This window comes from Desulfogranum japonicum DSM 18378, assembly GCF_000429945.1.
Lineage (GTDB): Bacteria > Desulfobacterota > Desulfobulbia > Desulfobulbales > Desulfobulbaceae > Desulfogranum > Desulfogranum japonicum.
Genome location: NZ_KE386993.1, coordinates 35202 through 61632 on the forward strand (window position 1 = coordinate 35202; position 26431 = coordinate 61632).

Below are 26431 nucleotides of genomic sequence, written 5' to 3' on the forward strand. Positions count from 1 at the left end.
GTTTTGAGACAGGAATCAGGATCCCTTTACACAGTTGGGTGCAACTGTAGTGCCTAGGAGTCTGTCGGAGAATTGCTATTTTTTCTCAGATTAAGGCATTTTTAGGAAATCAGGCACAGCCAGATAGTTGATATTACGAGCATTGATTTTTTGAAAATAACACAAATATGGGGAAGAGGTTTCTCCGACAGACTCCTGGCGGGCGGTTACACTCATCTTCGCAATATGGACGTATTCGGGGCAAATTGAGAGAAAAATGCTGCATCACATCTTGTTTTTAATAAGATGATGCCGGAAGCAGGAAGCTTTTTTTGATACATGAGGAGGATATGATGAAGCCTTATGTTCGCGGTATGGTGGTGTAGCCGGTCTACAATAAAACTATTTCAAGTTATCTTTCCGGATTTCCGTCAATATGTTTTCGGGTTTGGTTTGTCTGGGGAACACGATAGCCTGTTCTTTTCCTTTGAGCAAAAATTGCAGGATAAAATTTTCTTGCTCGGAGCGCTCTCTTGTCAGTTGTACCTTGTTTCAAATCATTAACGTTTTTGCTATTCACACTGGCTGAAAGGAGACTGTTATTATGCACAAAGGTGTTGTCCCTTTCATTATTCTTCAGATGCTTGTGTTGGCATCTCTTGTTATTCTTCAAGGAGCTTATGGTTTTTAGGGGAACTTTTCATTGGCAATCATAGAACGTTGATTCTTGGTATCCAAAGATACCTGTAAAACGCTATCAACCTATGTTAACTGCAAAAGAGGTGGGATCATGAAGCCGTCGATGTTGTTTGTTGTCCTGGTTGGATTGTTGAGTGTTACCGGATTATTCTGTACTGCTGTTGCTGCTGATGTGGATGCGAACCACAAAACGCAGAGATCGATCACCAAGCAAGTGAAAAGGGTGGGGGATCTGGACATGATGCAGAAAAAACACGTCATTCGGTTTTTGGTGCCGTATAGTAAGACGTTTTATTTCCTTGATAAAGGGAGACAACGAGGACTTACCTTTGATTTTGTGACACTTTTTGAAAAGGAATTGAACAAGAACAGGAAAAAAGGGCAGCTTCCCCTCAAGGTGGTGATTATACCCACAGGAAGAGATAAATTATTTAAGTATCTTGCCGAGGGCTATGGCGATGTGGCGGCTGGTAACCTGACCATCACTGAGGAGCGTTTGAAAACAGTAGATTTTGCTTCGCCATTTGCCATGCATGCCGAAGAAGTGGTGGTAAGCGGTGCCGATGTTGCACCTGTGGCAAACCTGGACGATCTTGCGGGAAAATCTGTTTATGTCAGAAAGTCAAGCAGCTATTATGGACACTTGCAGGATCTGAATAAAAAGCTGTCAGCGCAGGGTAAAAAGGCGGTTGAGATTCAGGCCGCTGATGAACTCCTGGAAGATGAAGATATTCTTGAAATGGTCAGTGCCGGGGTCATCCCCTTGACAGTTGTGGATAAGCATAAAGTGGATTTCTGGAAACAGATCCTTCCTGACCTAAATATAGGGATGAGTACGCATCAAGGGGGAATGATAGCCTGGGCAATTCGTAAAAACAGTCCGAAATTAAAGAAAAAAATAAATGAGTTTGTTGATCAGAACAGAAAAGGTTCCTTACATTTTAACATGTTGTTTAAGCGCTACTTGCAAAATACGAAGTATGTAAAGAATAACACGACAGAAAGCGAGTTAAAACGGTTTCGTCAGTTGGTTGATCTTTTTAAAAGATACGGGAATGAGTACAGATTTGACTGGTTGATGGTTGCCGCTCAGGCCTATCAGGAATCGGGGCTGGATCAAACGAAGAAAAGTGCGGCTGGAGCCATTGGAATTATGCAGGTGCTTCCAACGACAGCTGCTGATCCGAACGTAAATGTCAAACAAATAGAAGTACTTGAAAATAATATCCATGCTGGTACCAAATATCTCCGTTTTATGGTGGATCGTTATTTCGATAATGAAACTGTTAACACTGTAAACAGGCATCTTTTTGCTTTTGCTGCCTATAATGCAGGGCCGGCTCGAGTTGCACAACTTCGCAAGGAAGCCGAAGAATCTGGACTGGACCCCAATGTATGGTTTAATAATGTGGAGAGAATTGCTGCTAAAAGAATCGGCCGGGAAACTGTTCAGTATGTTTCTAATATTTATAAATATTATATTTCCTATAAATTGATAGCAGACAAGATAGAAAAAAAGGCAAAACTATCCAAGTGAGTACAGGCTGTTTTTCTTTAGAGGTGCTGCATTTCTTTCTTGACTTTCGTCCCGTAAAATATACTATAGGAGAAACTTTATCCAAGGAAACACAATGATATTACATCTCGCTCTACCTCTTCAAAATCTACTAGGAACCACAAACGTGGTGCAAGAGGGAGTTCTGCCTTAGCGAGTCAGTATCTACATAGACCTTTTGAGCCACGGTTTGTAAAAACCGTGGCTTTTTTTTTGGGGGGTGTAGATAGTTCACAGATTAAACGTTCTTCGGTTGTTTCCTGCAGTAACCCCAGGCTATCTCCGTTCACCAGGAGTTGACACAGGACAAAGGAAATCCGGGAAGAGTGAATATCTGTAAATGGTGACTTTTTTACAGAGTTAGAAGCGGGGGCGAGACAATTGTTATCTTCTGGATGCTGCCAGAACCAGAACACGCGCCTGGAGTTGCTATATCTTTTCAGCCTTGGACTTTTGTTTGCACAACATATTATTATTGGCCCCATAAAGGGGTATCTTTTGACTGCACAGTGGAGAATCTCATGGATGCGGAAGTATTAAAAAAATACCGACCTTATCAACCAGTGGATCTGCCTGATCGCACTTGGCCTTCGAACGTAATTAAAAAGTCGCCTGTATGGTGTAGCGTTGATCTTCGCGACGGTAACCAGGCGCTCATTCAGCCAATGAGTCTGGAAGAAAAGCTGGAGATGTTCCAGTTGCTCATTAATATAGGGTTTAAAGAGATTGAGGTCGGATTCCCTTCTGCATCCCAAATAGAATATGATTTTATGCGTTTGCTCATTGATGGCAACCGTATTCCTGGTGATGTTGTAATCCAGACCCTGACGCAATCACGGGAAAGCCTCATCAAGAAGACTTTTGCATCTCTTAAGGGGTGTAAAGAGGCTATTGTGCATTTGTACAATTCCACTTCCACTTTACAGCGCAATGTGGTCTTTAAAAAAGGAAGAAAAGAAATAATTGAACTGGGTGTGGCTGGAGCTAAACTGATTCGGCAAGAGGCTGCGAAAACTGACACCCGTATCCGGTATGAGTACTCACCGGAAAGCTTTACCGGCACCGAACTGCCCTATGCCCTTGAAATTTGTGAGGCAATCATGGACGTGTGGGAACCTACCCCCGATAATCCCATGATAATCAATTTGCCTGCAACTGTGGAGATGTCAACACCCAATATTTATGCCGATCAGATTGAATGGTTCTGCCGGAACCTGAAAAATCGTGATGCGGCTCTTATCAGTCTCCATGCACATAACGATCGAGGTACTGCGGTCGCAGCTACTGAACTTGCCTTAATGGCCGGAGCTGATCGTGTAGAGGGGACCTTGTTCGCCAATGGAGAGCGAACAGGAAATGTGGACCTGGTAACACTGGCTTTGAATATGTTTACCCAGGGGATTGATCCCGGACTTGATTTTTCCAATATCAATAAGGTGATCAATGTGACGGAACGATGCACTAAAATTAAATTGCATCCTCGCCACCCGTATGCAGGAGAGCTGGTTTATACTGCATTTTCAGGATCACATCAGGATGCCATTAACAAGGGAATGGCTGCCATTGAGGACAACGAGGAAACCGGCTGGGCTGTCCCTTACTTGCCCATTGATCCAAGAGATGTGGGGAGAACGTATGAATCCATCATTCGTATCAACAGCCAATCCGGTAAAGGTGGTGTAGCTTACATAATGGACAGGGAATTTGGCTATAAATTGCCTAAGGAAATGCATCCTGGTTTTGGCCGCGTTGTTCAAGAGGTTGCTGATGCATGCGGCGATGAATTAAGCCCGGAAATGATAATGCATACTTTTGAAAAGGAATACCTGTTCAATAGCAACGGGTTTGCTTTGAAGGCATTTAATGTACTCAAAAGACATATTGATTCCGCTGAAGAACTTTCTTCTGCAGAAGTTGAAGCTGTGCTGAAAATTCATGGGCAGGAAAAAAATCTCCATGCTGTGGGAAATGGTCCGCTGGATGCATTCTGCAAAGCCCTGCGTGAAATGGGAGGCCTTTCCTTTACTCTGCACGCCTACCACGAGCACGCCTTGACAAAGGGAAGTTCCTCCAAAGCAGTGACCTATATTGAGATCATTGATGAAGATGAAGAAGGTTGGTGGGGTGCAGGTGTGGATACAGATATCATTATCTCGTCCATTAAAGCGTTATTGAGTGCTTTGAATCGAGCTGATAACAAGCCTGGGAAATAGAACGAAGCTGCAAACTGGTCGAGTAACTACTCACTGGGAAGGCTGGTACTGGAAGACTGAGGTGTTCGCAAGCGGGCTGATCATGGAAAGGTCAGGTGTGTTGTGTGCAGTTACCTGATCGAACTCAATGAAATCGAGGCATCTCCTTTGGAGGGAGTGCATTATAAAAATTACCATGGGAAATGCAGAATGAGTAGAGGGATTGTACGCCAACTGAATATGCTTCTTCACGCCATTGTGGAGTGGTTGCTGGTGGCAGTGGGCATCATGCTGGCAGTCATTGCTCTGCGAGGAATTGATGTGGCAGGCGCCAGATACGGAGTAACCGCCATTGGTCTCCTCCTTTCCATAGCCGGATTGTTTTTCCGTTTTCGAAGAATTCGTCTGTATTCAACCAGAAAGCGGAAACAAGAATAGAACGAACCTTTACACAAAAAGAACCCTTCTTTGAAAGACCGAAATTTTACAGAAGGGTTCTCTCGCCAAGGCCGTCGTGCCGTAACTCATCACGGATGCTGTGTCTTCTTGGTTTCACCCACCTCCGAAATGTACCTTATGGGAGCCCGTGGATAGGTGAAGATGGTGAAAAGCTACTTTTTTATATCTGCAAAACGTTGCAGGTAAAGACGTCCTAATCAAAATCTTCCTCGTCGTCCACTTCATCATAATCGTCTTCGAGCAACTCTAATTTGAGTGGAGACAGCGAATCGACGAGATATTCGGCTTCGCAATCGTTGCAGTATACAATGTCGTCTTCTTCGATGTAGTCATCAATGATGACATCACCTCCACAAATCTCACATTCAACACTCAGTTCATCTTCTTCAAGATAATCTTCAGCAAACATCTTTCTCTCCTTTGATAAACTGCTAATCCGTATTTATCACAATTATATTTTCAGTAGATCCGAGGCACCGGGCATATAGCGGTGCAAAAATCCTGCAAATGGCCGCTAACAATGTAGATGCTGTACATTTTGCAAAGCAGGTAATATGCCAAAAAAAGCAGATTGAAAAATAACTGAAAAACAGTTGCTTGAAGCTTGACAAGAAGGTTGGATGCAAGAGTGTTGCATAAAAGGTTCCTATACAATCTCACCTGTCTGGAAGAGAATTCTCTACTGTACTGTTATTGCATAAGAACGTCTTGATTGTCGCGTTCCGGAACTCTTGCTTCCGATTGTCGGAAATATTCTTTTCTCAGTCCATGGGCCTGCATTTTGGAATACATGGCCCTGGGGCTGAGGCCGGCATGTCTTGCTGATTCACCGATGCGTCCTTTGGTATACTCGAGGAGTTCAATCAGATATTTTCGTTCAGCATCCCGATTCTGTTTGGATTTATACTCTTTTAGGGTGAGTCCGGGGCTGAAGGCAGACTGGTCGGAGATCTCCTGAGTCAGGGGTTGTCCATGGGAAGCTGTTGCGAATTCTATTATTCCCGGAGTAATGATTGGTCCATTTGCTTTTAACAGAGCTCGTTCAATTACATTTTGTAGCTCTCGAATGTTACCTGGCCATCGATGGGCTGTGAAACGTTGTAGAACTTCCGGTGATATCGCTTCCACATAGCTGCGGGCAGGCGTCCTTTTCTTGTTGAAAAAATGTGTAGTCAACAGAGAAATATCATCCAGCCTGTGGCGTAACGGCGGCAGGGTAAGTGGGTATACGGCAAGACGATAATAGAGATCAGAACGAAGCTTGCGGCTGTCAAGTAGTTGTTGTGGCTGGATGTTGGTGGCGGCAATAATGCGCAGGTTCAACGCCGTATCTTTATTGTTGCCCAGGCGCTGCAGTTTTTGTTCCTGTATTACCCGTAAAAGACGGACCTGCATGGCTGACGACATGGATTCCAGTTCATCGAGAAAAAGTGTTCCTCCATTGGCATATTCCAGCTTTCCTATGCGTTGATTAAAAGCACCGGAAAAAGATCCCCGTTCATGACCAAATAACTCACTTTCCAAAAGGGTGTCTGGAAGCGCACCACAATTGATAGCCATAAAAGGGCCGCTTTTTCTCTGGGAGCAATTGTGAATAATTGAGGCGATGAGTTCTTTTCCTGTTCCTGTTTCACCGCTGATAAGAACGGTAGAATCTGTTCTAGCTACGGATTTGATACCATCGACAACTTCTGCCATATATGGATTATTGGTAATTAACGCCTCGATGCCGGGGGTTGGGTCCATTTCACCGTTCAGGTAATTTTGCCGGAAGCGTGACTGACGTTCGTGGTAAAGTTTTTCTGCAAAAGGCAGAATCTGTTCCGGTTGGACAGATACTGATGAAATACTTTTTTCCTGTAATGATTGAGGAATGATCTGTCTTGTCTTGTCATCTGTTTCATTTCCAAGAATGACAACCGTTGCAAATTCGGCCAGGATTCCAAGACGATCAGTGTTGCAAGGGTGTTTTTGCAGTTGGTTCCTGGATATACATATAATATCAAAAATGATTGAGGAGCTTAGGGCCGTAAAGGTCTCCTCGGTAAGTGCATGCATTACCTGACATTGCATTGCACTGGCCATGGAACCAGCGGATATGTTTTTCAGGTCCGGAAACCCGTAGAGTAACATTCTGAACATAAGGCAAATATATCACACTCCCTATCTGGGCGGGCTTGATTATTGTAGTACTTTACCAAGGTGTACACGTGTCGGTATTACCACGTAGCTGTTAGCAGCATTTTTTCTATGCACTGAAATACCGCATGTTCCCTATCCTTTGTGTTTACTCAGGGTTACTTGTACTTCCCGTCGCAAAAAGTTTTTTCGGAACTTTTTGTATGAGTTCTGGAAGGGGAAAAGGTTTGCAATAATAGTACCCCTGCAGGCAGTCACAGCCAGCCTCTCTGAGTTGAATGGCGTCCTCCCCGGTCTCGACTCCTTCTGCAGTCACAAGTATTTTCTGGGCATGACAGAGATCAATGAGCGAGCGTAACAGGGTATGTTTGCCGCTGGCCAGGGTTTTTTCTACAAATGTTTTATCCAGCTTCACCATATGAATGGGGAGTTCAACCAATTGCAGCAGGGATGTGTACCCGGAACCAAGATCATCTATGGCAAGCTCAAAACCAAGATTCCCCAGATCAGTTAGATTTGTCAGCCCGGTGTCTGAATGCTTTTGGTAGAAGGTTTCAGTAAGTTCCAGGGTAAACATTGACGGGTCTATATCATGCTGTTTAATGATGGGCAATATTTCCTGTTGAAAATTTGCTTTGGAAAGTTCCGCTGCCGAAATGTTTATGGAAACTTTGACCTGATTACCGAAATGCTCGCGGAGCTGTCTTGAATGCATAAACGCCTGATCAATGACCCACAGATCAACGTCTCTGTAGATACCGAGACTTTCTACAATCGGGATAAATTCAGCAGGTGGCACAAAGCCCAGTGTGGGTGAGAACCAGCGTATGAGAGCTTCGAAAGAATAAATAGTTTCCGAATCAGACCGCACAATAGGCATATAGTGCAGTTCCAATTCTTCATAGTTGAGTTTTTTCAGCTCTATCTCAAGAAGCTGCTGTCGTCTGGATATCTCCGTCAACTCTTGGGAATAATATGAGACAGTATTTTTGCCACTTTTTTTGGATTCATACATCGCAGAATCTGCATTGACGATCAGATCCTCCGCCGTTGCCCCGTCATGGGGGTAACTGGCGATACCCATACTGAGGGTTACCGGAAACGTGCCTTCTTCACACGTGAACCCATCTTTGCAGAGATGAAGTATACGTTCAGCAATACGGGAAATGGCCTTGGTGTTGGAAAAACCATGGACGATTACAGCAAATTCATCCCCTGCCAGCCTTGCCACCGTTGTATCCTGCTCTTTAATGGTTATGACATAATCACTCCCCCTCACGACTTCATGCAGGCGGAAGGCAAACGCCTTGAGAAGAGCATCTCCGGTGGTGTGACCATAGTAGTCGTTAACATACTTGAAGTTATCAAGATCAATATAGATCAGGCAGACATTGGTTTTATTGTGTTCTGCCCGCTTAATCAGCTTGGTGAGAATCAGGTTGAAAACTCGTCTGTTATACAGTGTGGTCAGGGTATCGCGTTCTGCGAGTTCTTTGGTTCCTTCGTAGGTTTCCTTCAGTTTGTCGTAGAGCTGCGCAAAAGAGCGGTTCAGGCTTCCTATCTCATCGTTGCTTTCATGAATTATGATTTCTTTTGTGGCATCAAGGTCTGTTCTTTTCAGTTGCTGTTCAAGTCGATGAATGGGATGTAGTACGTATCGCTGTAAGAGAAACTGCAGGGCAAAGTGCGTGAGGCAGAGAAGGATCAGGAATAATATCCCAAATCGGATAAGGGTTTGATTCAGTTCTTTCTGGATTATTTCGGCAGGGACTTGAATACTTATTGCACCAAAACCTGGCAGTAATTTTTTCTCCTCAAAGTTCTTCGGAGAATGATCTGTGTTTTGGGTTGTTAATAGGGAGACAATCCTGTCTTCTTTTTTTAGCGTGTCAACTCTGTGATAAAATTCAGTAGGACTCAGGGTGACAACCACAGCTATGGTATTTTTTGAGCCAAAATCAAAGCTTTCTTTTAATGTGATGCGGTCAACCGCTTTGTAAATGGCTATTCGCTTCAAATCATTGAAATAATGCATTGCTGAAGGTGTCCTGTTTTTCAGCAGGGTTGTAACCCAATCGTTGATGGCAGGAGCAGGGTCGGCAAATGGGTTGTCACTGGATTCATAATAGTATTCCTGCTTTCCTGTTCCCGTGACAAAAAGGAGAGAGAAATGGTCGCTGGAAAGGGCTGTAAGGTCTTTTAAGATGGTATCCAGACCGCTGCCAAGTGCGATGGATTTCATCTGGTCATCGTCACTGTCCAGAAAACGGCGCAACGCATCACTTTGCATAATGGATGCAAGAATACCTCTGGCCATGAGACTGTATTGCGAAAAGCTTCCTGCCAGCTCTGTGGCCTGCATCAGCAGTGAGCTGCGGGTTTGGGCGCGGATAAAATTTCTTTCCACCAGATAAAGTCCCGATGACATAATGCAAAAGGTCAATAGCAGGACAGTGATGATAAGAAAAGGAACCTTTTTACTGAGTTTCATGTTGTCTTTGAATGGCGTCGAAAATTCTTCTTCTTTGCCTGATGTTTTTGTCAGAAAGAATTCTGTACATTTGGGCTTTTTGAAAAAAATCTTCAGGTGGAAAAAGTGTTTCGTCTTTTGCTGCTTCCGACGACATGAATTGTCTGGCAGCACTCACAGGTGGCGCGGCGTATATCTCTTCGGTATTAACAGCCACAACCTCAGGGTCTGCGAGATAGTTGAGGAATTGCAGCGCCTCCTTTTTGTGTGTCGAGTTAGCAGGAATGGATAGACAATCGACCCAGATCACTGTTCCTTCCTCAGGTATTATGTATTGCCAGTTTTCTGAACCAGATGCGTCATTTAACGAATACTGGTCGCCACTGTAGCCAAGCGCCATGTGCATCCGTTTGCCATTTCCTGGATGCTGCAGGTTTGTAAGCGCATACTTATAATTTAACACCCAGGGCACCTGTTTCTGAAGAAGTGTATAAGCCTCCTTGAGTTCACTTTCTTTTTCCGTGTTGACATTGTAGCCAAGAGAGAGCAGAGGAGGAATCAGGCTGTCTGTCATATCTTCTACCATGACCACATGTCCCTGGTGTTCCGTTTCCGGACTGAGGAGCTGTTTCCAGGATGTTGGCGTTTTTTTGAATTTTGTCGCGTCATAAACAATGCCAACTGTGCCGTAAAAATAGGGGAGACCAAAGTTGCCACAACTTTCCTGCCAGCGTTTATCTATGTTTTTCATGTTTGGAATTTCAGATTTGGATATGCCAAGAATTTTATTGTTTTTTCCAAATATTTGAGCTGAGATCGAATCGAAAATGACCAGGTCAAAACGATTAGTACTTATTGAAGCTATGGTTTCATCCCGCACTTGGTCGCTATCAAAATATTCCAGCTTAACAGCAATTCCGGAGTGCTTTTGAAAATCCTTTACAACCTGCTCAGCAATATAGTTTTCCCAGGTATACAGGGTCAGTTCCTGCGCATTACTGAGGCTGTAAGGGTATACAACTGTGAAGAACAAGAGCAGTAGAGAGGTAAAGATATGACAATGGTTTTCGGCATTACCAAATTTGTACGTTTGCATAGAAAAGCCCTGAGAAAATAGCATAAAAGGTGGTGGTTGGAAATCCGATTGCAGCACAGCTGAAAACATCACTTTTTTTTTCGAGTGCCACCGAAAAAAGGTATCGTTATCTTTTTTGTATGAATATTTGGAAGGGAATGTCAAATTTCTTTTGCTCTGTTCCATCATATCTTGATTGAATTCAGGAGGCAGAGCCAACTGACGTATCAACTGACAGGTTGGAATACGTCGGTACGACAAACATTGCTTATAAGGTGTATCGGATACGTATGGAATTTTAGGGTCGCGGAAAATAATAACTATCCAAAATTGCGAAGACGTTACCGGGTTGAGAGACAAGCAAGATTGGATGATGTATTTTTTCCGTGACCCTTCAGGCTCTTCTCCATAAACAGTCTTTTCACCGGGAGCGGTGTTGTCTTCAAATTTTTATCTACGGAATATCAGTTGTATGCCTATGGTAAAAGTCTGTAGCTCCCTCTCTTTCCGGCGAAATTCTTCATTTATGGCAACTGCTTACAGACTGCCTGAGGTCTTCGCAAGCAGGCTGATACAGCGTATAGAAGCATACGTAAGCAGGCCTGCTTGCGGGAAGGTTCGATGCACTGCTTGGAGCAGTTACGTAAAAACATAGTTACTCATAGCGCAATGCTTCAATGGGATCCATCTGTGCGGCTTTTTTTGCAGGAACATAGCCAAATACAATACCAACTGCGCCGGAAAAGAAAAATGCCGCAGCTACAATACCTGGTTTGAAAACAAATGGGACACCTATCAATTTTGAACAGAGGGCCGCTCCTCCAAGTCCAAGCAGAATCCCTATCAATCCGCCAAGGGATGACAGGGAAACGGATTCCACCAGAAACTGTAGTAAAACATCCCGTTCCAGGGCCCCAATGGCGAGCCTGGTGCCAATTTCTCTTGTACGTTCCGTCACCGAGACCAGCATGATATTCATGATCCCAATTCCCCCCACCAGCAAACTCACCCCGGCCACAGCGCTGAGAAGGGCTGTAAGTACGGTTGTGGTTCCCGTAAGGGTATCGATTATTTCCTTCATGTCGCGCACATGGAAATCCGCCTCCTGGCCCGGAGCAATACCCCTTCGTTCCCGCATGAGCAACTCAATCTCCTTTTGGACACCCGTTGTGGAAACTCCTTCTTGTACAGCTACCAGGATCGTACGTACGTCACTGTTTCCTGCCATTCGCCTCTGCAGGGTTTTCAATGGGATAACCACCAGGTCATCCTGGTCAGTACCGAAATTGGATTGACCTTTTTCCTTGAGCGTTCCGATGATTTTGAATGAGATTTTCCCCAGTCGCATGGTTTTTCCTGTAGGCGATTCATTGGCAAAAAGCTCTTTCTGTATGGTTTTGCCGATAAGACAGACTGATTTGCCGGCCTGGAGTTCACTGTCACTGAACGTTCTTCCTTCATCCAAGTCCCATCCCTGGACGATGAAAAAATCATTGGTTCCACCGGTTACGGACGTGGACCAGTTGTTGCTTCCATAGATAGCCTGGCCTGATGTTTCGGCGACAGGGGCAACTGCCTGCAAACCGGCTATACTGTTCTTGATGGCTGTGGCATCTTCAATTTTGAATGGGTCTGAGCTGCTGCGAGCTCCGCCAGGTCCGCGCATTCCCTGGCCCGGGCGCACATGAAGAACATTAGAGCCAAGTTTGGAAATATCAGAAGTTACCTTTTGGGTTGCACCACTGCCCAGTGTAACCATGCTGATAACCGCTGATACCCCTATAACGATACCCAGAATGGTCAGGGCCGAACGTAGTTTATTACGCCTGATGGTCTTCTGGGCAAGAAGAAACGTTTCCCAGAGCATCATAGTGTATCCTCCACTGCAGTATCTGAGATAATATGTCCATCCTGAAATTGCATCTGGCGCTTACAGAATTCCGCCATGTCCGGTTCATGGGTTACCATGATAATGGTGATACCATCACGTTGATTGAAGGTACGCAGCATCTCCATTATTTCAATACTGCGAACCGAGTCCAGATTACCCGTAGGTTCGTCGGCGAGGAGCACTCTTGGCTTACCGACAATTGCACGGGCAATGGCGACGCGCTGCTGCTGGCCTCCTGAAAGTTCTCCCGGAGTGTGGTTCTGCCATTTTTCCAAGCCCACGGCACAGAGAGCTTCCTGGGCCATCTCTCTGCGATGGCGGGCAGGTATTTTTCTGTATATCAGGGGAAGCTCGACATTTTCTATGGCTGAGGTTCTGTTGAGCAGGTTAAATCCCTGAAAAATAAACCCGAGAAACTGTCGACGCAGTACGGCCCGTTGATCCCTGGAGAGACTTCCCACGGCAACTCCATCAAAATAGTATTGACCGCTGCCGGGCGTATCCAGACAACCAAGTATGTTAAGACTGGTAGATTTTCCGGAACCGCTCGGCCCCATCATGGCCACAAATTCACCCTGATGGATTTGTAGGTCAACGGCGTCTAGAGCTTTAACAGCTGCCTGGCCTTTCCCATAGATTTTACTTACCCCTTGCAGTTGAATGAGGGGGGTGGTGTCTGTTTGCATGTATCTGCCTAACGAGTTTGACTTATAGCGGTTGTTATAACCTGATTGTCTGCAGAAAGCTGATCTGACTGAACAGCAGTCATTACCCCATCCGTGGCTATTTTACTGACCCTTACAGGTTGAGGTTGGCCTTGGTGCAGAATCCAGAGCGTCGCTTCTCCCTGTTCATTCCCTGGTCGTATTTCTACTTGTTTACCTGATCTCTTAAAGCGAGGTGGTCCTGGCATGATAGAGTTGAGTATTCCCTGTTTTTCGCGTGACGGTTGAGATGGTTTGGGGGGAGAGAAACGTAGGGCCGCATTGGGAATAAGCAAGGTATTTGTATGTTTCTGCACGGTAATATCTGCCGTCGCAGTCATTCCTGGTCGTAGCGTAAGGTCTGGATTATCAACTTTGAGTACAGTTTGATAGGTAATAACTCCGTCGTTTTCATCAGCAGCATACCGTACCTGAGTTATCTCCGCCTGAAAACTACGTTCCGGATACGCATCAACTGTAAAGGTGGCTGACTGACCTTCCTTTACCTGTCCAACATCAGCCTCATCCACATCCACGAGCAGTTCCATGTTGCGCAGATCCTCCGCCAGTGTGTAGAGAACCGGGGCTTCCAGGGAGGCCGCAACTGTCTGGCCAACTTCCACACTTTTAGAGAGAACCACTCCATTGATAGGAGAATAGATGACGGTCTTTTTCAAATCACTCTCATCTGAATCCAGGGACGCCTGTGCACTGTCAATGGCTGCCTGAGCAGCATCCAGAGCAGCAGCAGCCCGTTGGCAGTCGGCTTCAGTCTCTTCCATATCTTCAAGGGATGGGAGTTTACCCTGGGTCAGTTCTCTGGTTTTTTGGTATCGCTTCAATTTTTTTTCACAGGCTGATTGTGTGGCCAGAGCTTCCTGGTAATTGGCTTTTGCTGTTGCCACTCCTGATTTTGATTTAGCAACCGTTGCCCTGTATTTGGAATCATCCAGATATGCCAATGGTTGATCTTTTTCAACAGCATCGTTATAATCAGCCGTCATTTTGAGAATCCGGCCAGAGAGCTCGCTTCCCACATCCACTTCATTGGTCGCTGCCAGATTTCCTGTTGCTGTCACGGTTACCACCAGGTCTCCCCGTTGAACCGGAGCTGTCTGAAAACTAACCTGCGCTTTGCTAGAACCTTTCTTTTGTATAAAAAAGACAGCTGCACAGACAATCGTCACCACAATCAGGAGGATGGCAATACGATGGAATGTACTTTTCTTACGTTTCCCTGCCTTTTTAATGACGTCTTGTACGGATAATTCTGTATCGTTTTGCATAGTTTCTGGTTTGTTATCGTATTTAAATGATTGCATTTCCCCAGGTTTGACTGTCACCTTGTCGGGTTAGTCTTTGTGACAGTGGTATGAGGTGCATCCGTTTCGGACATAGATTGCCATCCTCCACCAAGGGCTTTATACAGTCGAATCAGATTGGAAAGTACTGTTCCTGAGCTTTGAGCGATCTGATCCTCAAAGGAAAGCAATGACCGTTGGGCATCCAGTACATCGCTGAATCCTGTCATGCCGGTGGCATACTGGTGTTCAGCAAGTTGTTCAGCCAGGCGGGCAGCTTTACTGCCTTCCTGTAGACGCTGGAGTTTCTGCTGTTCATTGGCGTAGGCAATAATTGCATTTTCTACCTCTTCAGTGGCATTAAGAACCGCTGCCTTGTATTGGAGGATCTGTTGCTGCATCTGTTCATCCTCGATTTTCACCTGGTTGCGAAGGGCGCCTGCCCGAAATATCGGCCAACTGAAAGTGGGGCCAAGGGACCAGAGGCGGGTGGGAGCATTGATCAGTTTGTCTGCTGAGATAGCTTCCAGACCTATGGAACCTGTTAAACTCAGTTTGGGATAGAGTTCAGCTTTTGCTTCACCTACTCTGGCAGTCTGGGCTGCAAGCTCTCTCTCTGCCTGTCGTATGTCAGGCCTGCGACGCAGTAAATCCGCAGGCACGCCAATGGCCAGTTCCATCGAGGCTGTTGGAATAGGTCTTTGTTCAAGGAACTGCTGTTGCAGGGTACCAGCTGGTTTACCTGTGAGAATGGCCAGGCTGTTGATGTATTCTTGAAACCCTGTCTGCATGTCAGGGATATTTGCTTTGGAACTCTCCAGGTTATAACGGGCCTGGGCAATGGCCAATTCATCACCTCTGCCAGCCTTGGAGAGAGCGGTGAGCAGGTCCAGGGTCTGTTGTTGAGAGAGTATGTTTTCCCTGGCTACCCGTAATCGTTCCTGATAGGTTCGTACCTGTATATAGTCCAGGGCTACTTCTGCTATAAGGCTGACGCGTGTGTCCCGCAGGGATTCCACCGAAGCTTCATAGTCAGCCTGGCTTGCTTCTACGGACTTGCGCACTCCCCCAAAGAGGTCAATTTCCCAGGAAGCATCAAAACCGGCAGAGTAGGCATCTGTTTCCCTTCCTTCGCCGCCTGAATCTCTGGTGTAGCTTTTTCTTGCTGACCCGGAGCCATCCAGGGTAGGGAAGAGTGAGGCACGGGTGACAATGCGTTCCAGTCTGGCCTGACGTACCCTGGACTGAACCTCCTGAAGATCCAGGTTATGCAGCAGGGCTTGATCAATAAGGTCTATCAGTTGAGGGTCTTCAAGAGTGTTCCACCATGAGGCTAAGGTTGAGCTTTGTTCCTGCACAGTCTGCTGATACTGTGCGGTCCAATTCTTACCGACCTCGATTTCCGGAGGAGAATATGCCGGGCCGACAACACTGCAACCCGTGAGCATGAACAGCAGAACAAAAGAATGTATGTTTTTTATGGGCATATTCGTCTTCCTGTTACTTGGAGGTGTTCCCCCAGGAGAGTGTGATACTTTCTGCATTGTGAAAGGTTTGCTTTTGGTTCATTGAGAGTTTTTTTACAAAGCCGCAATGGCTTTGAGAAAGGCTGTCTCCTTGATATACAGAGAGAAATAATAGCAGGCCTATCTTCAACCTGTAAGCGAATGATATGTGTTTGAAAGTCATTTCTTTATTTTATAGTATGCCCGTTTCATGTTCTGATAGCGTACCGCAGTTTGTTGGAATCAACGCAGAACAACCGGGTACCAGGTGTTCTGCAAAAAATACGCGTTACAGGATCACATGGGAGGTCGACCACCAGGGCCGCCGTTTCTCTGAGCCTCTGCCTCTTCCTTGGTAATGTACCCGTCATTGTTGGTGTCGAGCTTACTGAAAAGGTCTGAAGGACCGCTGAATTCCTTTTTGGATACCTTGCCATCTTTGTTGACATCATCCCCTTCAAACCCTTTTCCGTGTGGTGCCCCTCCCTTTCCTGGTCCACCTTGCCTGTTCTGCTCTTCTTTCATAGTTTCAGGAACCTTTGGTGTAGGTAATTCATCGGAGGTAAGTGCACCGTCTCCATTAAGATCCAACTGGTCAAAACGTTCCGGCGTATCAGGAAATTCGGTAAGTGTGATCTGGCCATCTCCATCCAGGTCATAACGCTCAAGAACTGATTGATTGGATGATTCTTTCTGTTGGGGGGGAGGTTGCTTTCCCGCGAGAGACGGTTGTACCCGCATGGTCAACAGGATAGCCAATGCAAAAAAGAGACGTATAAAAGTTTGTCTTCCGCTCATTGGTAATACCTTATCTATAGTTTGTATTTGTCTGGGGCATACCGGCCATTGTGTATAAGTCATGGAGAGAAAAACACAGTTTCTGCGTTTTACCCTTGTGCAGGCTGTCTCAAAGGCTGTGTATACCGTTCCATAACCCAGCCCATAGCCCCATTGGGAAGGCGTACATAATACCATCCTGGAGCTGTGCCCTTGATTTCAAGCTGCATTCCCCGGGTCACCTGGCTGGTAACCGGATGGTTTATTCCTGGGCCTGAGCGAACGTTAAGAGTATGAGCGTCCACAATGATGAACTGACCTGCCATCATAGCTGGCTGAGGTGGAGCAGCTGGTTTTTCAACTACGATATAACCTTGAGGGGCTTTTTGGTAATAGACGCCTGCAAAGAGAAAATAAGTCATTCCGGCAATAAGGAGTGTTTCAACCCCCGGTGGCAGATGTCTGATCATTACGCCATGGGGTGGAGTTATGGAGCGAAATCCTTTTGGACCCCGTTGGTAATAGTGTCCCTGATGATACATATATTCCTGGCCGTGGTATTTGATTACACTGTGGCCTTGGGGCAGTTGCTGCATGTAATTGTTAGGGCCTGGTGGATTTTGAGGCCAGCGGCCATTATTACCTGCAAAGGCAGTGCTGCATGAGAAAAGTGCAACGATGCAGGTTGTGGCTATAAGTTGGCTCGCTCTTCTTTTTTTTGGATATTGTTTTAATTTCATGAGGTTTTCCTCAGGCTATATGGTTGTCATTGGTTCCTGCTTTGCAACGATTGGATGTAGCAGGAATAACCGGAGTCCAGCGTCATTTTCACTATACATTACAATAAACTGTAAATGTGGAGAGAATATGTAGAAATTGTGTGTTTTTGTGAAAATGGACTCTGGGGCTTGAAAGATCGTATGAATTGGTATTTGGTAACTACTCATAGGGCAAATGACTAAGGGTCACGGAAAACAAATTATCCAATCTTGCTTGTCTCTCAACTCGGTAACGTCGTCGCGTCAATGGCTCAATACGGCCAGTATGGAACCATTGACGCGACGACGTTAAGCCGATATCCTACGCAATTTTTGGACATTTATTATTTTCCGCGACCCTACGCTTGGCAACTTCCCTGTATTTGTAACCGATTACTACGGGGTAGCCGAGGTTTTACCAAACACTCTTGCCCAGCGTATGGGGTAGTATGCCAGGCTGATTGTGGAAAGATCTGATTTACTGTAAGCAATCACACTAGTTGTATCGCTATAAAGGCCTTGATGGAGATGGCAGGTGGGGCTCTGAGGTATACCATGGAAAAATTAATTAAGGGATTGTTCCAATGAAGGTTCGTTTTACGCTCACCCATAAACTTTTTGCCGCCTTTCTTCTTATATTGGCCATCGTTGTTGGGGCCATGTTTTTGGCAAGGCATATATTCTTTTACAATTTTCGGACCTATATTCGGCAGGTGGAGGTTGAAAAGCTGCAGGCTCTTGTGCCTGCTCTGCAGCAAGAGTACCTGCAATACGGTAACTGGCAAGGGATTACATCCGATGTGGGGCATTGGAGTAATGTTTTAAGTATTGCCTCTGAAATCCAGAAAGTGATTCCACCGCCGGGAAGACGGAATGGAAAAAAAACTGGGGGGGCTGAGGTCCTGCTTTGTGATGCACAATTGAATCCCGTAATTGGCAGTCCTGAGCCCGATGACTATGTTCAACTGGTCCCGGTGGAAGTTGATAACCGGATTGTTGGTTGGCTGGGGTTGGAGAAGAAAGAGCCTTTACGTTCAGGTCTTCCTGCAGCCCTGATTAAAAGACAGACACAGCATCTTGTTATTCTTTGTTTGGTTGTGGTCGCGCTGACAGGATTGATAGCCTATCTGTTTTCCAGGCAAATGGTGTATCCTATCCGTGAATTGATCCGTGGAACGCGTGAGTTAACAAATCGGAATTTTCATGTTCTGGTAAAGACAGGGACTGTGGATGAGTTTGGTCAACTGGCAGAACATTTTAACAGCATGGCCCAGACGTTGAGACATTACGAAAGCATGCGTCGGCAATGGCTGACAGATATTTCCCATGAATTACGTACCCCTCTGGCTGTTCTTCGAGGTGAGATAGAGGCTATCCAGGACGGTATTCGCGAGCCATCAGATGAAAACCTTGCATCTTTGCATGTAGAAGTGGTTCGTATCAGTACGTTGGTAGAGGATTTGCATCAACTGAGTCTGGCAGATTCGTACAGCTTTTGTTTTGAAAAGACACTTGTTGATATCCACCGTCTGCTCAAGGAAAGTGTGGACGGCTACCAGGTTGCGTTGCAGAAAAAGGAAATACATGTTCACCTGGCCCTGGACGCTCCAGTTGAAATGTTTGCGTATGCTGATGCAGACAGGATGATGCAGGTATTTGGTAATATTTTGGCTAATTGCAGTAAATACTGTAAAAGAAATGCAGAGGTTTACATTTCCACATGGGAAGAGCAACAAACATCACATATATGCATTGAAGACAGCGGGCCAGGGGTAGAGCCAACAGAACTTGGCAGGATTTTCGACCGCCTTTATCGAGTTGATGATTCCCGGAACAGGGAGTTTGGAGGCAGTGGACTGGGACTTTCCATCTGCAAACAGATAATTGAAGGTCATGGTGGTACAATTTGGGCAAAGCAGAGCGATAAAGGAGGCCTTGCCATATGCATATCATTACCAACTGAAAGGAAAAAGCATGTTGTTTGATTGCATGCAGACGAGATTCATCACATGGATGGAAAACAGGAACATATATTGGTTGTTGAAGATGAAATTAAAATAGCCGATGTCCTGCGCGATTACCTGGCTAGGTCGGGGTATCAGGTAACTTGTGTCAACCGGGGAGACCATGTGTTGGAGAGATTTCAGGCTTTGTCACCTTCGCTCATCTTACTTGATCTTATGTTGCCGGGAATGGACGGCATAACCATTTGTCGTGAGTTACGTCGCTTTACGAATATTCCAATTATCATGGTTACAGCAAAGGTTGAAGAGGTGGACCGTCTTGTAGGGCTCGAAATTGGAGCTGACGATTATATTTGTAAGCCATTCAGCCCACGAGAAGTCGTGGCCCGTGTCAAGGCTGTTTTGCGCAGAACAACTATGAATGAAAAGAAGCGCAAAGGCGTTGCCGGACCTATTGTCATCGATGAAAAGGCGCATACTGTCAGTATACACCATGAATTACTTGCTCTTACTCCTTCGGAGTTCGGTCTGCTGCAGGTGCTGGTTGCAGCTCCTGGCCGGGTATTTTCACGGAGTGAATTGATTAACAAAGTGCAGGGATATCAGTTTGAGGGGTATGATCGTACTGTTGACAGTCATATCAAGAATCTGCGGAAGAAGATTGCCGAAAAATTACCTGAACAGGACGTTATCCTCACCATTTACGGCCTGGGGTATAAATTAGTTATCTGATTGTTCCGCCAAGGCTTCTTCCATGATTTTACTCAATTCTGGCATCCGGTATGGCTTGTGAAGAAAGCCGGTAATATCAAAGTGTGCAATTTCTGAGAGCTGCTCTTTTTTGGCAAAGCCTGATGAGAGTATGATTTTGACATCAGTATTTATTTCACGAATGCGTTTGATTGCCTCCTTGCCATCCATAACCGGCATAATGATATCTATGATGATAACATCAATCAATTCCCCTTTGTCACGGATGAATTGCACCGCTTCCTCTCCAGATTCAGCAAGTTGAACCGTATACCCCAATTCTTTCAGCATCTGCTGTCCAACTATTCGCATTATTTCTTCGTCATCAACCAGTAAAACATTACCAGATCCTTTTCTGTACCCGGTATTCGCCGGTTTGTTTGAGACTGAATCTTCCGAACAGGGTAATAACAGGGTAAAAGTGGTGCCTCTCTCCAGGATGCTGTCTACCGTGATGGACCCATTATGGGCTTTTACGGTACCGTATACCGCAGCCAGGCCGAGCCCTGCGCCATCTCCCTGTTGTTTGGTTGTAAAAAACGGGGTAAATATTTTTTCTATGTGTTCAGGCTTGATGCCTGTGCCATTATCTTCAAATGCAATTTGAATGTATTCACCTTCAGATATTTCAAAGGAACTGTTTGTGCAAAAAGCTGCATCGAGAATCAGATTACTGGTTCGGATATGCAACGTTCCACCATTTGGCATCGCATGACTGGCATTTATACCCAGGTTGATAAAAGCATTGAGCAGGCCGGAAGAGTCACCGGTTATAACAGGGTTTTCTGCTTGGAGTACTTTGTTGATTCTTACTTTTTTATCAATGGTTCTGGAAAGGATGTCAACTGCATCAGTAAGCAGGACATGGATATCTATGGCTGTTGAGACTATTTTTCCCTTGCGCCCAAAAGCAAGGAGTTTTTTGGTCAGTTCAGCTGCTCTAGTTGCGGATTTAATGATGATATTGATATATTTTTCGTTTCTGGGGTTATCAGAATCAGTGGTGGTCTGCAGCAACTGGGCTGCCCCGAGCACTCCACCAAGCATGTTGTTAAAATCATGGGCAATCCCTCCAGCAAGTTGCCCAATAGCATCCATTTTATTACTGTGGTGAAGTTGCAGTTCCAGCTCATGTTCTTTGGTAACATCATCAATCCTGATGACCGCTCCTGGATTTTGTGCAGAGTGTGTTGTGAGCGGATAAATGGTCAGGTCTTCATACACAGGGGTGGTGCCGATCAATCGTTCCCGGTTGGTGATTTTCCTGGTTTCACCGTATTCCATACTTTTGGCAATCAGCGTGTAGACTTCCTTAAGTTCCGGATAGACTGTATGAAGAGGTTTTGCGAATGCTTCCTGCGCAGAAATACCTGTTAGTTTTTCCGCCTTCAAATTCCAAAGCGTAATAACAAGCTTTGCGTCTATTCCGATAATTGCGGAAGGCATGGAATTGATGATATCTGCGAGATACCCTTTGAGATCCCTTAATTCGTTCTCGACCCTTTTTCTTTCCTCCACTTCCAGGCTGAGTTGGGTGATCTGTTCGCGTATGGCATTTCTCATGCGATCAAAACTGTCGGCAAGTACGCCTATCTCATCATTGGTGCTAATTGTGATAGGATGATCCAGATGTCCCTGTGAAATGTTTACAGTCGCAGTGGTCAGGGTTTTAATAGGGTAAATTATTTTTGCTATGATCAAAGACAGAAGTGATGCAACCACCACACTGATAGTAAACATTATGCCAAAGAGAAGGGAGCTGAACTGCTGGACATCCTCGTATTTTTTTCTCAAAGGTACTGCGTAGGCAATAACCCATTTCCATGGTCGAAACACCCTGTAAATATACCATGTTTTTTCGCCTGCAAAGGTTGTATAGAATTGACCGCTTTCAGTCTCTGGATAAATAAACGGGGTACCATTGTCCTCTTTCAGTGTTTGCCCTGTCGGCACCGAAGGGTGAAGGAGAATGGTGGCCTGTTCGTTCATAAGGATCGGTTTGACCGGGCTATGTAATTGCCGGTAATAGATGTTTGTCAGTCTGTTGATTTCAGTTGTCTGGAAGTCGTCAATATAGGCCTCAACCATTCCGGTTTCTTCTAATTGAGTATTGACCTGCTGCAGGGACTCCCAGACCACGTCAATTTTTTCAGAAAAGATTTTTTGCTGGCTTTTATCAATTATATTAGTAAGCTGCCTTTTTGAGAGGGCATGAACGCTTAAGGTGATCAAAAAGAGTGAGCCAATGATAAACGGCAGGAGTTTCAGGATAATTGACTTTTGTTTCATGTCCAGATATCAGCTAATAGTGCGGAATTACCCTTGTCTTACAAAATAAGGCCATTGGCATACCTGAGTGCAGTCATATAGCTCTGGTTAACCATCTCATTGCTTACCTGAAGGCGTTCAAGAATTGGGAGAAATCGGCTCTCACGTTGTTGTTCATAGCTTTTGGCTAATTCAAGATAATCCGCATACGGACCCAGACCCAAAATAATAGCGTCTTTAACGGTTTTGTTAAGTGGTAACGAGTTAAAGAGCTTGTCAATGGGTTGGTCCAGCATGACATCAAGTAAGGAGAAAAGTCCAACCAGAAAAAGTTCAGAGGAGTCTATGGATTCATCTTCTTCCGGTGCCAGCAGTTCACAAAATTTTGCCCGAACAAGTCCTAAGCGTATGAGTTCCCCAGGTTTTTCTGTAGCCATTTCCGATATAATGACCAACATAAGAAAGTTACGCAATTCTTTCTGGCCAAGATATGCGATGGCATGTTTAAGATTTTTTATCTCCTGTAGACGGTAAAAATAGGATGAATTTAAAAATTTAAGAAGCTTATAGGTAACAGAAACATCATTGCCAATGATTTGATGCAGGCGGTCAATGGTTGTATTTTTTCTGGCAACTTCAGCTAACAAATTCATATGAGTGATTTTGTTGGCTGTAAGCTCTTTAATTTTAATTTGTTCGGGTTTACTAAAAAAAAATCCTTGAAACAGCGTGAAACCCAATTTGTTGGCTGATTCAAATTCATGTTGGGTTTCAACTTTTTCTGCAAGTAACTTGACCTTATATCGAGCGAGATGGTGCAGTGTTCGATGAATGGCATCCAGTGGCGTCAGGCGAAAATCAATTTTTACCACATCTACCAATTCCAGGAGCGGAATAAGACGACGATCGTAGACAAAGTCGTCCAGAGCAAGGGTATAGCCAGCTTCTTTGAGTAATTTGCAACAACTTATGACTTTTTCGGTGGGTTGCACCGACTCCAGGATTTCTACTACCACCGTTGTACTGGGAAAGGAGAGGGGAAGGCGTTTTTCCAGAAGCTCCTGGGTGAAATTGATATAACAGGGTTTGAAACTTGAGATGTCTTTGATGTCTTTTGTCAGGAAGGTGCTGGAAAGAAGGCTTGTCGTTGCTCTATCTCCAGTTACATTGCCCAGGGAGTAGTTTCCCTTACCTCGATACAGCAGTTCATACGCATGAACTTTCAGGTAGGCTGTGAAAATAGGTTGGCGTGCAATAAACTGATCCATGACAATATAGCGTTAGGTTACTTTGCAGTCTGAGTCAAAGACGTTCCACCTGTTCCCTGATTTTGGAAAATAAACAATCGGAGATTTTTGACAGCGTCCTGTTCTATGATTTTAAAATGTATTGCGGCATCATTGTCCCGGACACGAACTACAGTCCCATTGGATTCAACAGGTGGCGTGCCATCCCAAAGAGGGAAAATCAGCAATATTTTTTCTCCAACCGCCAGTTCATGACCTTTTCCATCACGCAACAGGCAACCCGTGGTTGATATGTTGATCAACTGGGCGTCCCGTTCATCATACGCTGTTCGATAGCGGATAGCAAATTCGTGACAGGAAAAGCGAAAAGCTTTACGTCGAGAATATTTGCGGGTCTTGTTGGTGTCCATAAATACTGTGCATTTTGTCTGCGCAGTCAGGGCAGACGAATTTTGACCATATGCCCTGGCTATGAAGACATGCAGGGCATTGAAAGACTCTTTTATTTACAATGACTATCGTAGTTTAACAAAATCGCTTACAGAAGCGAAATGGTTAATGGTTTTTTCGTTCTCTTAACCCGTATTTTTTATGATCGGAGTCTGTTTGTCGGGAATATTGCGGACATGGTTCGGAGTCAGTGTTCACCTGATTTTGAGCAAAAAATTTCAACGCTGAACAGCGCATTGGTTTGGAAATATTCAAAAAAAGATCGTTGGAACAGAAATATACTGTTTCAATGACATTTTTTTGGTAAATGATTATAGCTGCTTACCGGGAAGAGTTGTTTGAGGAACAAGTATCAGTTGCCGGCTGGTCACAGGCTAAACTCGTTGCAGGGCGACAACAGAAAACGATGTCATTTAATATGAAAATTCAGGTTATATGCTGACGAAAATAACAAATTTTCTCCATTATCTTATGGGGAAGACTTCAGAGCTTGGTGATCTGGAAAAAAAAGATGTTCTCCTGAGCAAGGTTGTTCTTGATATTCATCGAAAAAGAACCCATACGGATTTTGTATCAGTGCCCCTTTTTCAATTGCATCAGATACATGCCATTGATCGAGAAAATGCCATGGCAGCAACAGCGCGGAGGATAGCGGAGCTTGAAAAAATAAAAACGGAATTGCTTGAGGAAAAAAATATAACCAGGGAAATTCTGGCAGAATATCTTCCTTCGGTATCCTGGATCAAGGTCGTTCAGGAATCAGATGCTTCCTTTATTGCCTATGAAGGAAATGGCCGATTAGTTGCGTTACAAAAAGTTTTTACACCTGATGATAATATACAGGTAGAGGTTGAACAGTATTTTTTTCATGATTCCGAGAAAATTCTTAAGAGAATGAATCGGATACGGCATATGAATGGTTTGGTGAAAAAATCATAACCCCATTTGTCACGACTTGTTTATATAGTTGTTTATCCATCTGAAAAGTCGGCCTTAGACCTGCAAATACATACATTATCCAATATTGCTTGTATTTCAAGAACGTCTTGAACAATGCGGGCTAAAGGCAACTCACCAGCCATAAGGAGCATTTATGGACATGAACCGGGAAAAAGCAGTTGAATTATTTAAAGAGTTTAATACCTCTGCAAGCCTTTATAATCATGCACTAGCTGTGGAGGCTGTCATGCGGCATGCAGCTGAGGAGAGAGGGTATGATCCTGATTTTTGGGGCGTTGTTGGACTGCTTCACGATATTGACTATGAAAAATATCCCGATGAACACTGCTTGAAAGCTGCGGAGATTTTGCGGGAGCGAAAATGGTCTGAGGATATCATTCATGCTGTGGTTTCGCACGGTTGGGGGATCTGCAGTGATGTGCAGCCAGTGCACGAGATGGAAAAAGTTCTGTATGCCATAGACGAATTGACCGGACTGATAACTGCTACGGTGCTTGTTCGTCCCTCCAAAAGCATCATGGATCTGAAGGTTAAATCTGTTAAAAAGAAGTGGAAAGATAAACGTTTTTCAGCCGGTGTTGATCGATCGATCATTGAGAAGGGAGCTGCGCTTCTTCACCTGGAAACAGGAGAGTTGATTGCCATGACTATTGCTGGTATGCAGAAAGCAGCACCGGAGCTTGGGCTGGCTGGAGAGTAACAGGCCCTGTTCCACGGCAGCCAAATCGCACGCAGAGATAGGTTTCGAAGGGAGACTTTGCGGGTGCTGGCGAACATTGACGAATATTCTGTAATGAGAGGCGCCCCGCAGAACAGGAAGGGATAGTGGAGTGTCAGGGAAACAAGCGTACATACCAAGGGGAAAGGCTATCTGGATTTTTCAATGGAGGTGAAATCCCATTGAAACCAGTTAGATAGTAATAAAGCAGAACGAGGGAGATGTAATATGATTCATGTATTGGCTTCAATTACAGTTAAAGAGGGGAAAAAGGAAGAGTTTCTTGAGATTTTTAAAGCTCTTACTCCCAAAGTCTTGGTTGAAGATGGGTGTATGGAATACGGTGCAACTGTTGATATTGAAACCGGATTACCCATGCAGATCCTGAATTCCAATATTATCACCATTGTAGAAAAATGGAAAAGTGTTGCAGCGTTGAATCTGCATCTTGCTTCTCCTCACATGGCGGATTTTTTAGAACAGGTTGATGATTTGGTGGAAGAACTTACCTTGAAAGTTTTACAGCCTGCATAATCGTAGCCTGCACAGGAATGAAGACAGAGGATGCTA

The 26431-nt window shown here is 44.8% G+C and carries 21 protein-coding genes; 8 read left to right on the forward strand and 13 right to left on the reverse strand.

Annotation, left to right across the window (positions count from 1 at the left end):
• The first annotated feature begins 769 nt into the window (after positions 1-769).
• The 3 genes from G493_RS30915 to G493_RS0122985 all read left to right on the forward strand — a co-directional run bounded on the left by G493_RS30915 (position 770) and on the right by G493_RS0122985 (position 4863).
• Positions 770-2215: an MltF family protein gene (locus G493_RS30915; protein ID WP_084813733.1), complete on the forward strand. Its 1446-nt coding sequence runs from the start codon at positions 770-772 to the stop codon at positions 2213-2215.
• A gap of 539 nt (positions 2216-2754) precedes the next feature.
• A complete protein-coding gene (leuA, locus tag G493_RS0122980) occupies positions 2755-4446 on the forward strand; it encodes a 2-isopropylmalate synthase (RefSeq protein ID WP_028582233.1) in 1692 nt (563 codons plus the stop codon).
• 102 nt (positions 4447-4548) lie between these two features.
• Positions 4549-4863, forward strand: coding sequence for a hypothetical protein (locus G493_RS0122985; RefSeq protein WP_028582234.1), 315 nt, complete (start codon positions 4549-4551; stop codon positions 4861-4863).
• A 214-nt stretch (positions 4864-5077) separates the two neighbouring features.
• Here the strand turns inward: G493_RS0122985 and G493_RS0122990 are convergent, their stop codons facing one another.
• The 10 genes from G493_RS0122990 to G493_RS30940 form a co-directional block, all read right to left on the reverse strand.
• On the reverse strand, positions 5078-5293 hold the full coding sequence (locus G493_RS0122990) for a hypothetical protein (RefSeq protein WP_028582235.1): 216 nt from the start codon (positions 5291-5293) through the stop codon (positions 5078-5080).
• A 281-nt stretch (positions 5294-5574) separates the two neighbouring features.
• The gene (locus G493_RS30920) at positions 5575-6969 is read right to left on the reverse strand and encodes a sigma-54 interaction domain-containing protein (protein ID WP_161629879.1); all 1395 of its coding nucleotides are present in this window, start codon (positions 6967-6969) and stop codon (positions 5575-5577) included.
• A gap of 202 nt (positions 6970-7171) precedes the next feature.
• Positions 7172-9514 (reverse strand): putative bifunctional diguanylate cyclase/phosphodiesterase, encoded by a 2343-nt coding sequence (locus G493_RS0123000; RefSeq protein ID WP_028582236.1) that lies wholly within the window; start codon positions 9512-9514, stop codon positions 7172-7174.
• Positions 9501-10589, reverse strand: a complete 1089-nt coding sequence (locus tag G493_RS0123005) for a polyamine ABC transporter substrate-binding protein (protein ID WP_161629880.1) — start codon at positions 10587-10589, stop codon at positions 9501-9503. The genes G493_RS0123000 and G493_RS0123005 overlap by 14 nt, the downstream gene beginning before the upstream one ends.
• A 634-nt stretch (positions 10590-11223) precedes the next feature.
• Positions 11224-12435: an ABC transporter permease gene (locus tag G493_RS0123010; protein ID WP_028582238.1), complete on the reverse strand. Its 1212-nt coding sequence runs from the start codon at positions 12433-12435 to the stop codon at positions 11224-11226.
• On the reverse strand, positions 12435-13145 hold the full coding sequence (locus tag G493_RS0123015; protein WP_028582239.1) for an ABC transporter ATP-binding protein: 711 nt from the start codon (positions 13143-13145) through the stop codon (positions 12435-12437). Before G493_RS0123015 ends, G493_RS0123010 begins: the two co-directional genes overlap by 1 nt.
• Before the next feature lie 8 nt (positions 13146-13153).
• Entirely contained in the window at positions 13154-14449 is a 1296-nt protein-coding gene (locus tag G493_RS30925) for an efflux RND transporter periplasmic adaptor subunit (protein ID WP_035275813.1), read from the reverse strand.
• A 53-nt stretch (positions 14450-14502) separates the two neighbouring features.
• Complete coding sequence (locus G493_RS30930) at positions 14503-15951, reverse strand: efflux transporter outer membrane subunit (RefSeq protein WP_051309828.1); 1449 nt, start codon at positions 15949-15951, stop codon at positions 14503-14505.
• A 315-nt stretch (positions 15952-16266) separates the two neighbouring features.
• Positions 16267-16767 carry an EF-hand domain-containing protein gene (locus tag G493_RS32690; RefSeq protein ID WP_051309830.1) on the reverse strand — a complete coding sequence of 167 codons (501 nt, stop codon included), beginning with the start codon at positions 16765-16767 and terminating at the stop codon, positions 16267-16269.
• 89 nt (positions 16768-16856) lie between these two features.
• Positions 16857-17486: an SH3 domain-containing protein gene (locus G493_RS30940; protein WP_051309831.1), complete on the reverse strand. Its 630-nt coding sequence runs from the start codon at positions 17484-17486 to the stop codon at positions 16857-16859.
• A gap of 602 nt (positions 17487-18088) precedes the next feature.
• Between G493_RS30940 and G493_RS30945 the strand changes: the two genes are divergently transcribed.
• Together G493_RS30945 and G493_RS0123045 are read left to right on the forward strand one after the other, a co-directional pair.
• Positions 18089-19489, forward strand: coding sequence for an ATP-binding protein (locus G493_RS30945; RefSeq protein ID WP_051309832.1), 1401 nt, complete (start codon positions 18089-18091; stop codon positions 19487-19489).
• Positions 19490-19513: 24 nt separating this feature from the next.
• Positions 19514-20200, forward strand: coding sequence for a response regulator (locus tag G493_RS0123045; RefSeq protein WP_035275782.1), 687 nt, complete (start codon positions 19514-19516; stop codon positions 20198-20200).
• Here G493_RS0123045 and G493_RS32695 read toward each other — a convergent pair.
• Genes G493_RS32695 through G493_RS0123060 form a run of 3 tightly spaced genes read right to left on the reverse strand, consistent with a single transcriptional unit; the run spans position 20189 to position 24143 of the window.
• Positions 20189-22507 carry a hybrid sensor histidine kinase/response regulator gene (locus G493_RS32695; protein WP_051309833.1) on the reverse strand — a complete coding sequence of 773 codons (2319 nt, stop codon included), beginning with the start codon at positions 22505-22507 and terminating at the stop codon, positions 20189-20191. The genes G493_RS0123045 and G493_RS32695 overlap by 12 nt on opposite strands.
• Before the next feature lie 38 nt (positions 22508-22545).
• Complete coding sequence (locus G493_RS0123055) at positions 22546-23754, reverse strand: EAL and HDOD domain-containing protein (RefSeq protein ID WP_028582241.1); 1209 nt, start codon at positions 23752-23754, stop codon at positions 22546-22548.
• A 17-nt stretch (positions 23755-23771) separates the two neighbouring features.
• Positions 23772-24143, reverse strand: coding sequence for a PilZ domain-containing protein (locus G493_RS0123060; protein ID WP_028582242.1), 372 nt, complete (start codon positions 24141-24143; stop codon positions 23772-23774).
• Positions 24144-24618: 475 nt separating this feature from the next.
• Here G493_RS0123060 and G493_RS0123075 point away from each other — a divergent pair, with 475 nt between their 5' ends.
• From G493_RS0123075 to G493_RS0123085, 3 genes are all read left to right on the forward strand, one after another.
• The gene (locus G493_RS0123075; protein ID WP_028582244.1) at positions 24619-25122 is read left to right on the forward strand and encodes a hypothetical protein; all 504 of its coding nucleotides are present in this window, start codon (positions 24619-24621) and stop codon (positions 25120-25122) included.
• A 154-nt stretch (positions 25123-25276) separates the two neighbouring features.
• The gene (locus G493_RS0123080; RefSeq protein WP_028582245.1) at positions 25277-25843 is read left to right on the forward strand and encodes an HDIG domain-containing metalloprotein; all 567 of its coding nucleotides are present in this window, start codon (positions 25277-25279) and stop codon (positions 25841-25843) included.
• A 246-nt stretch (positions 25844-26089) separates the two neighbouring features.
• On the forward strand, positions 26090-26395 hold the full coding sequence (locus G493_RS0123085) for a putative quinol monooxygenase (RefSeq protein ID WP_028582246.1): 306 nt from the start codon (positions 26090-26092) through the stop codon (positions 26393-26395).
• Positions 26396-26431 lie beyond the last annotated feature (36 nt).

Bases quoted from the DNA above. Each gene is read 5' to 3' on its own strand.
- G493_RS30940 (WP_051309831.1), bottom strand. From the start codon at position 17,486: ATGAAATTAAAACAATATCCAAAAAAAAGAAGAGCGAGCCAACTTATA.
- G493_RS0123005 (WP_161629880.1), bottom strand. From the start codon at position 10,589: ATGCAAACGTACAAATTTGGTAATGCCGAAAACCATTGTCATATCTTT.
- G493_RS30920 (WP_161629879.1), bottom strand. From the start codon at position 6,969: ATGGCCAGTGCAATGCAATGTCAGGTAATGCATGCACTTACCGAGGAG.
- G493_RS0123060 (WP_028582242.1), bottom strand. From the start codon at position 24,143: ATGGACACCAACAAGACCCGCAAATATTCTCGACGTAAAGCTTTTCGC.
- G493_RS0123015 (WP_028582239.1), bottom strand. From the start codon at position 13,145: ATGCAAACAGACACCACCCCCCTCATTCAACTGCAAGGGGTAAGTAAA.
- G493_RS0123085 (WP_028582246.1), top strand. From the start codon at position 26,090: ATGATTCATGTATTGGCTTCAATTACAGTTAAAGAGGGGAAAAAGGAA.
- G493_RS0123045 (WP_035275782.1), top strand. From the start codon at position 19,514: ATGGATGGAAAACAGGAACATATATTGGTTGTTGAAGATGAAATTAAA.
- G493_RS30930 (WP_051309828.1), bottom strand. From the start codon at position 15,951: ATGCCCATAAAAAACATACATTCTTTTGTTCTGCTGTTCATGCTCACG.
- G493_RS30915 (WP_084813733.1), top strand. From the start codon at position 770: ATGAAGCCGTCGATGTTGTTTGTTGTCCTGGTTGGATTGTTGAGTGTT.
- G493_RS0122990 (WP_028582235.1), bottom strand. From the start codon at position 5,293: ATGTTTGCTGAAGATTATCTTGAAGAAGATGAACTGAGTGTTGAATGT.
- G493_RS0123000 (WP_028582236.1), bottom strand. From the start codon at position 9,514: ATGAAACTCAGTAAAAAGGTTCCTTTTCTTATCATCACTGTCCTGCTA.
- G493_RS0123080 (WP_028582245.1), top strand. From the start codon at position 25,277: ATGGACATGAACCGGGAAAAAGCAGTTGAATTATTTAAAGAGTTTAAT.
- G493_RS0123055 (WP_028582241.1), bottom strand. From the start codon at position 23,754: ATGGATCAGTTTATTGCACGCCAACCTATTTTCACAGCCTACCTGAAA.
- G493_RS0123075 (WP_028582244.1), top strand. From the start codon at position 24,619: ATGCTGACGAAAATAACAAATTTTCTCCATTATCTTATGGGGAAGACT.
- leuA (WP_028582233.1), top strand. From the start codon at position 2,755: ATGGATGCGGAAGTATTAAAAAAATACCGACCTTATCAACCAGTGGAT.
- G493_RS30925 (WP_035275813.1), bottom strand. From the start codon at position 14,449: ATGCAAAACGATACAGAATTATCCGTACAAGACGTCATTAAAAAGGCA.
- G493_RS30945 (WP_051309832.1), top strand. From the start codon at position 18,089: ATGAAGGTTCGTTTTACGCTCACCCATAAACTTTTTGCCGCCTTTCTT.
- G493_RS32695 (WP_051309833.1), bottom strand. From the start codon at position 22,507: ATGAAACAAAAGTCAATTATCCTGAAACTCCTGCCGTTTATCATTGGC.
- G493_RS0123010 (WP_028582238.1), bottom strand. From the start codon at position 12,435: ATGCTCTGGGAAACGTTTCTTCTTGCCCAGAAGACCATCAGGCGTAAT.
- G493_RS32690 (WP_051309830.1), bottom strand. From the start codon at position 16,767: ATGAGCGGAAGACAAACTTTTATACGTCTCTTTTTTGCATTGGCTATC.